The organism is Marinifilum sp. D737 (assembly GCF_026672275.1).
GTDB lineage: Bacteria > Bacteroidota > Bacteroidia > Bacteroidales > Marinifilaceae > Marinifilum.
Map to the genome: position 1 here is coordinate 1 of NZ_JANQCD010000005.1, position 11,974 is coordinate 11,974.

At 33.1% G+C, this 11,974-nt stretch carries 9 protein-coding genes; 4 read left to right on the top strand and 5 right to left on the bottom strand.

Annotation, left to right across the window (positions count from 1 at the left end; genetic code table 11):
- The coding region (locus NQ163_RS04860; protein WP_268189154.1) for a gliding motility-associated C-terminal domain-containing protein at positions 1–1,902 on the top strand (1,902 nt) is incomplete at its 5' end.
- The gene (locus NQ163_RS04865) at positions 1,902–2,939 is read left to right on the top strand and encodes a PorP/SprF family type IX secretion system membrane protein (RefSeq protein WP_268189155.1); all 1,038 of its coding nucleotides are present in this window, start codon (positions 1,902–1,904) and stop codon (positions 2,937–2,939) included. The genes NQ163_RS04860 and NQ163_RS04865, both read left to right, overlap by 1 nt.
- On the opposite strand, the gene NQ163_RS04870 is transcribed toward NQ163_RS04865, so the two are convergent.
- Positions 2,936–5,311: a cache domain-containing protein gene (locus tag NQ163_RS04870; RefSeq protein ID WP_268189156.1), complete on the bottom strand. Its 2,376-nt coding sequence runs from the start codon at positions 5,309–5,311 to the stop codon at positions 2,936–2,938. The genes NQ163_RS04865 and NQ163_RS04870 overlap by 4 nt on opposite strands.
- Before the next feature lie 75 nt (positions 5,312–5,386).
- Positions 5,387–5,947: a hypothetical protein gene (locus tag NQ163_RS04875; RefSeq protein WP_120240502.1), complete on the bottom strand. Its 561-nt coding sequence runs from the start codon at positions 5,945–5,947 to the stop codon at positions 5,387–5,389.
- Between the two features lie 241 nt (positions 5,948–6,188).
- On the opposite strand from NQ163_RS04875, the gene NQ163_RS04880 reads away from it, so the two are divergent.
- On the top strand, positions 6,189–9,188 hold the full coding sequence (locus NQ163_RS04880) for a sensor histidine kinase (RefSeq protein WP_268189157.1): 3,000 nt from the start codon (positions 6,189–6,191) through the stop codon (positions 9,186–9,188).
- Positions 9,189–9,195: 7 nt separating this feature from the next.
- Here NQ163_RS04880 and NQ163_RS04885 read toward each other — a convergent pair whose 3' ends face one another.
- Entirely contained in the window at positions 9,196–10,017 is an 822-nt protein-coding gene (locus tag NQ163_RS04885; protein WP_268189158.1) for an aminotransferase class IV, read from the bottom strand.
- 156 nt (positions 10,018–10,173) lie between these two features.
- On the opposite strand from NQ163_RS04885, the gene NQ163_RS04890 reads away from it, so the two are divergent.
- On the top strand, positions 10,174–10,467 hold the full coding sequence (locus NQ163_RS04890; protein ID WP_268189159.1) for a hypothetical protein: 294 nt from the start codon (positions 10,174–10,176) through the stop codon (positions 10,465–10,467).
- 56 nt (positions 10,468–10,523) lie between these two features.
- Here the strand turns inward: NQ163_RS04890 and NQ163_RS04895 are convergent, their stop codons facing one another.
- The gene (locus NQ163_RS04895; protein WP_268189160.1) at positions 10,524–10,865 is read right to left on the bottom strand and encodes an avidin/streptavidin family protein; all 342 of its coding nucleotides are present in this window, start codon (positions 10,863–10,865) and stop codon (positions 10,524–10,526) included.
- 82 nt (positions 10,866–10,947) lie between these two features.
- Complete coding sequence (locus NQ163_RS04900; RefSeq protein WP_268189161.1) at positions 10,948–11,940, bottom strand: isoaspartyl peptidase/L-asparaginase family protein; 993 nt, start codon at positions 11,938–11,940, stop codon at positions 10,948–10,950.
- Positions 11,941–11,974: the final 34 nt, after the last annotated feature.

Below are 11,974 nucleotides of genomic sequence, written 5' to 3' on the forward strand. Positions count from 1 at the left end.
TATTTGTGGTCAAATGGAGCAACCACTCAAAGTATTACAGTATCAACTTCAGGAAACTATTCAGTAGTGGTGACAGATGCCAATGGTTGTTCAGCAACGGATGATGTGAATGTCACGATTCATCCAAATCCGGTTGTGGATCTTGGAACAGACCAGGAAACCTGTGCTGGTGGGACAATCACTTTAGATGCCGGCAATGCAGGCGCCAGCTATTTGTGGTCAAATGGAGCAACAAGTCAGAATATCACGGTAAATACAAGCGGTAATTATTCAGTAGTGGTAACAGACGGCAATGGCTGTTCAGCAACGGATGATATGAATGTTACTATTTTACCATCTTTTGAATTTGATTTGACTTACACGACCAATTTAGTTTGTCATGGTGATTCAACTTATATAGAAGGTCCTGATGTTCCTGGTTATAGATATCAATGGAGTAAAGATGGAATTGATATTGCTGGAGCAAACGAATATTCAATTACCATTGGAGAATCTGGTAGATACAACTTACAAATAGAAAATTTAGAAGGGTGTATTGCTGAAGATGGGGTAGATGTAGAAATTATTCAATTGCCAAACTCACCATTACCAGATCGAGTAGATATGTGTTATGGAGAATCTGTAAAATTGGATATTGGTGACGGAGTTGATTTTTTATGGAGTGATGGTGTTACGACACAGACTAGAGAAGTTTCTAAAGCAGGAATTTATCATGTGAGAATTCAGGATGTAAATGGCTGTATTGGAAATGATTCAGTTGAAGTTGTTGTGCATGATTTACCAATCGTTGATCTAGGACCTGATTTGTATATCTGTGAAGGAGAGGAGTTAATTTTGGAAGCTCCAGAGGGATATTATACGGAATGGATTCCTGGAGGAGAAACAAGGGCAATTTATGTATATGAGGAAGGTAATTTTATTCTTCGAACAACAGATGAGTTTGGTTGTACCGGAGAAGATGATATCAATATTTTCGTGCATAAAAATCCGGATGTTTACTTGGGTAGAGATACTGTGATTGCGGAGGGAACATCTATTCTTCTTGATGCAGGAAGCGGATATGTAGAATATGAATGGAGCAATCAGGAAGATTCCCAATATCTCAAAGTAGAAAAGGATGGAGAATATGCGGTTGATGTAGTAGATGTTAATGGTTGTAGGGGAAATGGAAAAGTTAAAGTAGCTGTTAATCCAAGACCTTCGATTAATTTAGGAGGAAGTGCTGGTATTTGTGAAGGTACTTCATTGATGTTGGATGCAGGAAATTGGGAAAGGTACTTATGGAGTACTGGAGATACAACAAGAACAATTACCGTAAACAAAACTGGTGATTATACCGTACAAGTTTGGGATATGTATGGTATAATGGGAACAGATGTTATTAGTGTTGAGGTATTTCCAGTGCCAGAGGTTAATATTGCCTCTGATACTTTAAGCATGTATAAAGGTCAGATTTTGACTTTAGATGCAGGATCTGGTTATTCTTCTTATTACTGGAATACTGGATCTGATTGGAGAAGTATAGAAGTTGATGATGCAGGAGATTATAGCGTACAGGTTGAGAATGAATTTGGTTGTATTGCTCAAGCTTCAATTGCAGTTAAATTATTGGAGCCTAAAATGGTTGTACCAAATGTATTTACACCAAATGGTAAAGGTCCAAATGAAATATTTTATCCGGTTTTTAAAGGAATCGTAACCGATTTTGAAATGTATATTTATACTCGTTGGGGAGAGCAAGTGTTTAAACTTGAAAAGGATATAGTTGCCAATAATGAGTTGAAACATGAAGGGTGGAATGGAACTTATAAAGGTAAAGAAGCGGAAATTGGAGTATATGTTTGGATTATTTTTTATGGAGGAAAAGAGAGAGGACACGGAACAGTAACACTGTTTAGATAATGATTAAAAAAGAACTGAAAATATTAGTTTTATTAATAAGCATGATAAGTGCTTTTAATGTTTATTCACAGGATGTTGAGTTCTCACAGTTCTATGCAAATAAGGTTTATTTAAATCCAGCATTTGCAGGTTCTGATTTTGATGCTCGTGTTGCTATGAATTATAGAAATCAATGGCCCGAAATCAGTTCTGCATATGTGACTTATAGTGTTGCATACGATCAGTATGTAAATCCACTTGGAGGAGGAGTAGGATTGCAGGTGATGCAAGATGAACAGGGTGACGGAACGATTAGTACTACCACAATAAGTGGAATGTATGCTTATACTTTGAGAATCTCAAGAAATTTGGCGATTAAAGCAGGTTTTCAAACCTCTTTTATTCAAAGGAAATTGAATGATTCAAACTTTACCTTTCCTGATCAAACAGATGAATTCTATATTAATGGTTTAATTAGTCCATTTACTGGTGAGAGTGCAATTGATCATCTGAATCGCAATTATATTGATTTTTCATCGGGTTTAATAGCATCTTATAAAAATTGGTTTATTGGTTTTGCCGCTCACCATTTAACAGAGCCTGATGAAGCATATAAAGAGGAGAGTGATTATTCTAAATTACCAAGAAAATATACTCTTCATTGTGGTGTTAATGTACCTGTCTTTAGAAGAGGTTTGCATCAGACTGATATTGGCTTAGCACCTAATTTTCTTTATCAACAGCAAGGAACAAACAAGCAAATAAATTATGGACTATATCTGTCCAAAGGATCTTTTATTGTCGGGATGTGGTATCGCGATAATCTGGAGTTGGAATATGATGCCGTTATTCTGCAACTAGGTGTAATGAGAGATTGGTGGCAAGTGGCTTATAGTTACGATAAGACCATCTCAAAATTGATTCATACAAATACCGGTGCTCATGAGATCTCATTTTTAATGAGGTTTAAAAATAGCAGACGAAACAAAAACAGTTGTAAGGAAATTGCTTTAAGAAGAAGAAGACAAGTAGGAAGAATTAAATGTCCTCATTTTTAAATCATTTCGTTTATTAAGCTTAATAATTTTTTCTTGATAATTGGTTTCGCAATATAACCGTCAAATCCTGAGTCCATTATTAGTTCTTTCTCATTTGCCAATGCATAAGCTGTTTGTGCTACAATTTTAATTTCAGGATTTTCTTTTTTAATCAATTTTAAAGTATCATATCCATTTAATTCTGGCATTTGCAGATCCAACAAAACCAAATCAAAATGCTCAGAACCACATTCTTTAATAGCAGTGCGCCCATTGTCTGCTGACGACATGCTTACACCAGTGGATTGAAGCATTTGTTTTATCAATGTGATGTTCACATTGTAATCATCAACAATTAATATTTTTTTACCAGTTAAATCCTTATTTATACCGTTTTTGTATATTTTCTTAATCGGAGAGATGTTTGATTTATCATCAATTAAGTATGGAATGCTAACAAAGAAACTGCTCCCAACATTCTCAGTTGATTCTACCCACATATCACCATTTAGCAATTCTGCTAATTTTTTAGAAATTGATAATCCTAATCCTGTTCCACCATACCTTCTTGCATGAGAATCATCTGCTTGACGGAACCTACTAAAAATTATCTTCTGCTTTTCGGGAGAGATTCCAATTCCTGTATCTTCAACAGCAAAAATTAGCTTACTTTCATTTAATTGATACGAGACATGAATGCTTCCTTTTTCAGTAAATTTTAAAGCATTTTCCACCAAGTTTGTGATGATTTGCTTCAGTCGTAAAGGATCCGTGTAAATAATCGATTCTGATTCCTTCAGGCCTTTCGTAAATTTTAGTTCAATATGATCTCTACCCTTGCTGGTTTTTATCTTTTCAAAAGTGTGATAAAGTTCGTCAAATAGTTGATTGAGGTTGTAATAAGTTTTGGAAATTTTAAGCTTACCAGACTCAATTTTAGAGAAATCAATAATATCATTTATAAGATTCAATAGTGAATTCCCACTATTTCTAATATGAGTGAAAAACTGTTGTCGGGTTTCAAAAGGCAAATCATCTTCTTGTAATAATTCTGAAAATCCAATGATTGCGTTCATAGGAGTACGAATTTCGTGTGACATATTCGCTAAAAAAGATGACTTCAAGCGATCAGATTCTTCGGCTTTTTCTCTTGCAATTTGAAGTTCTTTTTCTTTCTGGGTTCTAATATCAATCATACGATTAATGGTTGTTCCCATATCTTGAAATTCCGAAAAATGAAGTTCGTCAATATTCACCTGATATAGTTGTGTAGATGCTTTTCTAAAGAAATTGTTAATAGAGGTGAAATTCTGTTTCATTTTAACAGAAATGGTCTTTGATGTTATGTAGATAACCACAATTGCGATTACAATTAACAATACTATTTGTAAGATATATTTTCGAACATTTCCTCTTAATTCAGCTCTGGCAATTTCAATGTTTTTATCTAGCTCTCCTGTGTACAAACCAGCACCAATAATCCAATCCCACTCTTTAATGAACTTTACGTATGAAATTTTTTCAGCATTTTCCGCATCTGGTATTTTGTAATTTACAAAGCCTGATTCATCAAGTTGGGCGGCATTGATTAAGCGTTTTACATTTTCACGACGTATCTTGTTGCTGTAATCTTTAAAATTTTTTCCAATGCTGGCAGAATCGGCATGAAGCAAGCATGTTCCATCTTTTTTATAAACAAAAAAGTAGTTGTCTTGAGTCATGTTAATTTGGCTTATACGAATCAATGCCTCCTTCTGAATTTCAGGTTGAAGATCATCTAAGTAAGCAAAACTTCCAAAATACCAGTTGTACGGAGTAAATTTCTTGATATAAGAAATTTTGGTGTATGCATTAAACTTATTTTTTACCTCTTTGCTGTTCACATATTTTGTAAAACCACTATCCTTGTATTTCATCAACTCCACTTCATTTTTAACAATGTAATTGCCATTGATATCTTTGAAATTGATTAAGCTTTTGTTTTCATTTTCTTTCGAGAACGGATAAAGAATACCTTTACCACTTAAATTGTTGATAAAAATATAGCCTCTGTCGTTGGTGAAACGTAAAGGTGAAATGGCCTCTTTAATGCGTTTTTTTATTTCGGTATCGCTAAGTTTCCCTTTGTTTTGATTGTAAATGTATATGGCTACAGAGTGTGCCTGATCCACAAAATTCTGAAGTCTACTTTTTAATCTTGATTCAGACCTTGTGTTTTGGTAATTAATGAAATCAACACATTCATTTGCCTTGCTTACCAAAATATCCTTCTGTTCTTCAATGTAATCTTTCTTAAGGTTATTGGATTCCGTGTTGAATTCGTTAAACTTGGTATAGATCCAAATTCCACCAAATCCGACAAGAAATGTAATAGTCAGAATTAAGAAAAGCATAAAATAGGCTCTACTTATGCTTGTTTTATTTTTGATAGTTTTGTTTGGGGTTGAATTCATATAGCTATTACGAAATCAAATTTGGAATTGGCTAAGTATCTGATTAAAAATAGGATTAAAAAATCGAAATCCAAGATCAATTTCATTCTTTATATTGTCGTCTAAAGGTATTCCGTCAAAATCACTATTGTTCTGTATTTTATTAAGAATTCCAGTATTGTATCGCTTTGTTTTTTGATTGATAACGAAATGTGGAATTGTATGATATTCAGCTTTTAATCTGAATTGATTTTCATTAATTAGTCCATTTGATAATAAGAAATTGTATAAGTCGAGGAAATGAATCGATGATTTTGCAAGAAACACACGCAATTCAAAATTAATTGAAAGAGGAATTTCATAGTAGAATGAAAAATCTTCACTTTTATCCTGTCGATATTCAATGATAACTCTGTTCTTGTTGATATTAACATGATCAAACTCAAATTTCCAATCCAATTCTGGAATTTGTTTAAACTCTTTTTTTATGGCGTAAAGAGTTTTTAACCTTGGATATGCTGTGTATGTGAAGTTTTGATTATGTGCAAACAATTCAAAGGCTTTTTCGATGTTTACTTTTTCTAAGTTCAATAGCATGTTTAATGTTGTTATAGTTATCAGATTGGCAAAGTTAGTTTATTGTTTAAATCTATTATTCTAGTTTATACTGTTTTTGTTATCGAATAACAATTCTTTTTACGATACATATGTTAATTTGTTTGTTTAGGTGTTGAATTATAGCGATTTAAGTTTATCTTTTTTAAAGATCGACGTCTGTTAATGTAACTTGACACATTTGACACCTTAATTTTCCTAGTATAATTATTATCATTGTACTATGAACCTTATTATCAAAACACAACTAACCATTGTACTTCTTTTTTTAGCTGCTTTTAAAGGAATTGCTGCTTATAGTTCAACAGGTGATTTTACTCAACTGGATGGATTGCCTTGCAATAGTGTGAATCATATTTTTGAGGATTCCAGGGGGATGATTTGGTTAGCAACAGATGCTGGATTATGCGAATTTAATGGGTTTGAGGTAAAATATAGAAAAGAACTCAATCGCTTGCAGGGTGAAAAGGTAACCAGTATTACGGAGAATAAAAATGGAAACTTATTAATAGCAGCGACGGGGGTTGGAGTATGTGAATTTGATGGAGAACATTTGGAGGTCATTTCTACTCAGGAAAATAATGAATTATACGATATTCGTTCGGTTAAGGTATTGGATAATAAACTTATTGTAGGAACTTCAGATGGAATTTATTTGTCTGATGTGCCAGATAAACTTGGTGAGTTTTCTTTGGTAAAAGGGACGAAAGAATTAAATGTTTTAGAGGCTGTATCAAATAATAATGCAGTGATCATTTTTCCTAAATTGGAGCAAAAGACTTATAAATTTGAATCAGGTAGTTTTTTAAAAATAGTTAATGGAAAATCTCAGATACTGGAATTTGGGAAAAAATTTTACGGAGAAATTGGTGTGGGACAACAGGCTTTTCTAGTTGTAGATAGTCAAAGAGTTCGATGTGATGTATTAAATGTTTTGTCTAATCAGAACGAAAGAGTTGTTTTGCTGCGTTACATTAAAAATGGATTGCAGTTTAGAAAGTTAATTTCTATCAGAAATAATATTTGTGTAGATCTTCTTGCGGAGAACGATTTAGATGATGTTTTTGTTCAATGTGTGTTTAAGCATAGTTTAATGGGGGATATTTGGTTAGGGACTAAAAATCATGGCCTAATCAGTTTGAAGCAATCAATATTTAATTTATATGATGTATCAGATTTAATACCAGATTGTAATGAGATTGTAGGTTTGCTTTCTTATTCAGATGGTTCAGTAGTTGTAGCAGGAAGAAATGGTATTGCGAAAATTAAGAATGAAAAAGTAATTCAATCCATAAGCCAGAAAGACTTTATCAAATTACTTCCAAAATCGAAGAAGAAAAAAGAGCTTATTATTAATGATATTGAGTTAAAAGGCAATATGATTTGGGTTGCCACTAATTGTGGTTTTTATACTTGGAATTGTAAGTCTTTTTTGCTGACCTATAAAAATATATCAGTAGCGACGAATTTCATAATAACATCAAATGGAAATTTGTTTTGTTATAACGGATCTAAGTTTTATACCTGTGGGATAAGAGATAATTCTGTAGATACAAAGTGGAATTTTTCAAAAGGAGAGGAAGTTGAACTAACCAAGATAATTGAGTTTGATTCCTACATTTGGGTAGCAACAGAAACTCATGGGATTTATCGATTTGGAGAGAATAAAGTCAAGAAATTTGGTCGAAATAATATTGGAATTCATAATGTTGTTAATGATATGCTTGTTTTACCTGATTCAAGTATAATTGTAGGTGGTAATAACGGCATTATTTACAAGTTAAAAAGTGAAGGAGATGAATTAATGATTTTAGATTCTCTTGATCAAAGCGATGGCTTGGAAGGGATTTCTGTTCATGGATTTCAATACCATAAAGATGGTTCTATTTGGTGCGGAACCAATATAGGAGTACATAGGTTTGAATATAAAACCTGGCAGCCAGATTCTGTTGTGAAATATAGATTTTGGAATGCGAACAAAAAAGTAGAATTTAGGGGAAAAGAATCAGTTGTTGATAAATACGATAACATTTGGGTGAAGTCAAATTATGCCTTAATGAAAATTGAAGCGAACAATTTCATTAACGAAAATGCAGCTTATAAGCCAACTTTACTCGAAGTAAAGGTGAAAGATAGCAACTGGAGATTGAAAAAATCAGAATTTGATAGATGGACAAAAACACCTAACAACCCTATTCGTTTAAGTTACAATGAGAATTATTTTAGACTGCATTATGGTATGCTGTATTGTGATGCCTTGGAAAATATAAGATATCGTTATCGATTGGTAGGTATGGATAATCATTGGTCGGATTGGGTAAAGTCGAATGAAGTGGTTTATTCAAATTTGAGAGGAGGAGAATATACCTTTGAGATTGAAGCCAGGAAATTGAGTTCCGGAAAGCTTGGGAAATATTCAATTGATATAATACTTGAAACTGCTTGGTGGAAAACAGTTTGGTTTTGGTTTATAGTTATTGGTATTCTTGGTGCACTAACTTATTATGCGATTCAGCTTTTTAAAGCAAGAGTTAAACATGAAGAAAAGCAAAGGACTAAGCAGTTTAATAGAGTTATTGGTTTAAAAATCCGAGCTTTACAGCATCAGCTTGATCCTCATTTTATCTTTAACTCGCTCAATTCAATTCAAAGTTATATCCTTGATAATAATGAAGATAAAGCTTTGGAGTATTTGTCGGATTTCTCTATGGTTTTAAGAAATAACATTAATAATGCCAATAAAAACCTGATATCATTAAGTGAGGAGCTAGCTTATTTAAAATTGTATCTGAAGCTGGAGCAAATGAGATTTGAAGAGAAATTTACATTTCAAATTAACTTGGATGACAAAATAAACTCATTGGATATTAAGATTCCACCTATGTTAATTCAACCATTTTTAGAGCATTCCATAAGAAATGGTATCAGTAAACTTGACAGACTTGGAAAGATAGTTATTCGATTTATTTTGGAAGATGATGGGTGTTTAAAATGTGAAATTACTGACAATGGATCAGGCAACCGAAAAATAGACCTTACAAAAGCTGAATCAGAATTGGTAAAAGGTAATTCATTGCAGATAACTAACGATAGAATGAAATTACTAAATAAGGTTCTAACTAATGGTAAAATTTACTCCTATCAGATAAATGAATGTGTTGATTCTAAAACAAATTTTTCTGGTGTAAAAACAGTTTTGGTATTTCCAAGCTTGGAATTGTAATTATACCTTAACAAATTTGATTTAGGTTTTCATGAACCAACTTGTCATAAGCCTTAAAAATATCAAAAAGCAATTGGTGTTCTACCGAAAAACTTATTGAATTGATCCTATTTATTGGTAAAACCATAGGAGATGTACCGGTTAGAAATGCTGCTTCGAATTGTGGGATTTCCTCATAGGCTATCGATCTGTAATGGATTTGAATACCCAGCTTCTCAGCAATTTTTAAAACCTTACTTCGAACAATGCCATTAAGTACTTCATTGTCAGGCGAAGTATACAGGGAGTTGTCTTTAATAAAGAATAAATTTGAACGACTTCCTTCGGTAATATTACCAAGTTTGTTCAGAAGAATTACTTCAAAAATATCTGCTTCAGCAATAAGATTATTGGTTTTTGAACGCAATTTATGATTGTAAACCTTAGCTGTTGGGGTTGGCCTTTCTGCCTGGTGGATTAGAGTTCTAACTCCATTTTTATATTGAGATGCATTTGGATAGGAATGTTTTACGAAATAGGCATAGAAATTTTTGTCTTTACCATCAAAATTAAATACCAACTTAATATTTCCTTCTTTGCAGTCGTTTTTTTCTACCAAGGTTTTTATACAATCTTGCACTTGATTATAGCTGAACATGATTTCCAAGCCTACTTTTTTAGCTGATTTTGTAAGTCGGGAATAATGTTCGCAAAGAAAAACTGCTTTACCAGATATAATTCTTACCACCTCATACAAGGACGTTCCTCTTAAAAGGTAAGAATCTTTAAAATTCTCTGATGCTTTAAGTTTATCGTTGTGTAGGTATAAATATCGGAAACATTCGCTCATAGTCTTATCGCCTCTAATCAGATCAGTTATATTGCAAAATAAGTGTTATTTGCCAGTATTTCCAATTCCAAACAAATTATTTAAACAAACCAACAGGGTAGTATTTTGTACGCTTTAATTTGTATTTTAGCATATATCAAATAAAAAATATCACATATGGCAAGTAAAAAAGAGTTCAAAAAAGATGTGAATTTTCTTACTAATGAAATAGTAATGAGAGGAATGATTCATCTTGAATTTTTCGGAGACAAAAATTCTGATCAGATATTTGAAATCATGAATAGCGCAGTAAGTTCAAGAAATGATTATATCGCAAGAATTAATGATAGGTTGAAAGGAAAAAATCCAAAGGAAATTAAAGCGCATTTTAAATCGATCTACGATGATTTGTTGAAATCAACCCATGATTTACTCGAAAAAATTGATGGACTTGATATCCAGGTAAAATAAAAACAAAAAGGAGTTTGAATATTCAAACTCCTTTTTGTTTTAATCCATATTTGAGCTTAGGGTTTTCTGAAAGTTCCTACACCAGTAAGAATAGCTTTCGCCATTTGTTCTTCTTCGCCTCCTTCACTTTGCGATAAATGCCACATGGTATGAATTACAGGTCCCATTTCATCAAGTTCAAATCGTCCCGTCCAGCAAGCCAAAGATCCATACTTTCCGAAGTCTACCATAAAAGCAATTACATTGTTATTGATTTTTCCACTGATTTCAAACTTTTCTTCAAAACTAGGTTGGCCAATGGCAGTTTGAAAGGTTCCACTTACACGATTATCAACTACAGCTAAATCCATTTCTGAATTGTACTGATTTCTCCATTTTCCGTTCAAATTAATTGTCATGTTGTTAAAGTTTAAAGGTGACTTAATTTCATTTGTATACTGAAGTTAATTCGAAATAATTAATCAACAAAATTAATTCGAACTACTTGTACATATATTTTTCCTTAACACCTTCAGAGTTTACGTAGCCTCGGTACATTCCTGAGGTATTCATTTTCATGGCTGGATTACCATATTTATCCAGTGCAATAAAACCACCTAAACCATTAATTTGATTTAATTTATCTAACACGATACCTGTTGCATCATCTATGCTTAAGTTTTGATATTCCATTAATGAAGCAATATCTCTTGCAATTCCTAGTCTAATAAAATATTCACCATGCCCTGTACAGGATACTGCACAAGTTTTATTATTTGCGTAAGTGCCTGCCCCAATTATTGGAGAATCGCCAATTCTTCCGAAGCGCTTATTTGTCATTCCTCCGGTTGATGTGCCTGCTGCCAAATTTCCCTCTTTATCTAGGGCTACACACCCAACAGTTCCATGTCTGTCTGTTCTTTTCATTTCACGTTCTTTATTCAAGATTTGTTGCAAATAATTCCATCTGCTTTCTGTGAAAAAATATGAGCTATCTACTATTGTAAGCCCTTCTTGCTGGGCAAATATCGATGCTCCTTTGCCACTTAGCATTACATGTTCAGAATTTTCCATCACTTTTCGGGCAGCACTAATTGGGTTTTTGATATTGCCAACCCCAGCAACTGCTCCTGCATTCAGGTCTTTACCCCACATTATTGAAGCATCAAGTTCATTTTTACCAGAATGAGTAAATACCGAACCTTTACCGGCATTAAAAAGAGGAGAATTTTCAAGAACATGTATGGTAAGCTCAACGGCATCAAGTGCAGATCCTCCATTTTTCAGGACAGAATCTCCTACAGTTAAGGCTTCATCCAACTTGTCGAAGTATTCTTTTTCTCGTTCGGGACTCATGTTTTTCTTAAGAATAGTACCGGCACCACCATGAATACACAATGCATATTCCAATTTCTCAGGTTCTTTGATTGAGTTATTACATGAAATGATTAGAAATAAAAGTAGTGCTGATAATAGCAGGGGTAAGTTTTTCATGATTGGTTTCTTTTGGGTAAAAAAATAGTGTCAA

Excerpts from the sequence above, each read along its gene's own strand:
- NQ163_RS04865 (WP_268189155.1), top strand. The coding sequence starts at position 1,902 with ATGATTAAAAAAGAACTGAAAATATTAGTTTTATTAATAAGCATGATA.
- NQ163_RS04870 (WP_268189156.1), bottom strand. The coding sequence starts at position 5,311 with ATGCTTTTCTTAATTCTGACTATTACATTTCTTGTCGGATTTGGTGGA.
- NQ163_RS04875 (WP_120240502.1), bottom strand. The coding sequence starts at position 5,947 with ATGCTATTGAACTTAGAAAAAGTAAACATCGAAAAAGCCTTTGAATTG.
- NQ163_RS04880 (WP_268189157.1), top strand. The coding sequence starts at position 6,189 with ATGAACCTTATTATCAAAACACAACTAACCATTGTACTTCTTTTTTTA.
- NQ163_RS04885 (WP_268189158.1), bottom strand. The coding sequence starts at position 10,017 with ATGAGCGAATGTTTCCGATATTTATACCTACACAACGATAAACTTAAA.
- NQ163_RS04890 (WP_268189159.1), top strand. The coding sequence starts at position 10,174 with ATGGCAAGTAAAAAAGAGTTCAAAAAAGATGTGAATTTTCTTACTAAT.
- NQ163_RS04895 (WP_268189160.1), bottom strand. The coding sequence starts at position 10,865 with ATGACAATTAATTTGAACGGAAAATGGAGAAATCAGTACAATTCAGAA.
- NQ163_RS04900 (WP_268189161.1), bottom strand. The coding sequence starts at position 11,940 with ATGAAAAACTTACCCCTGCTATTATCAGCACTACTTTTATTTCTAATC.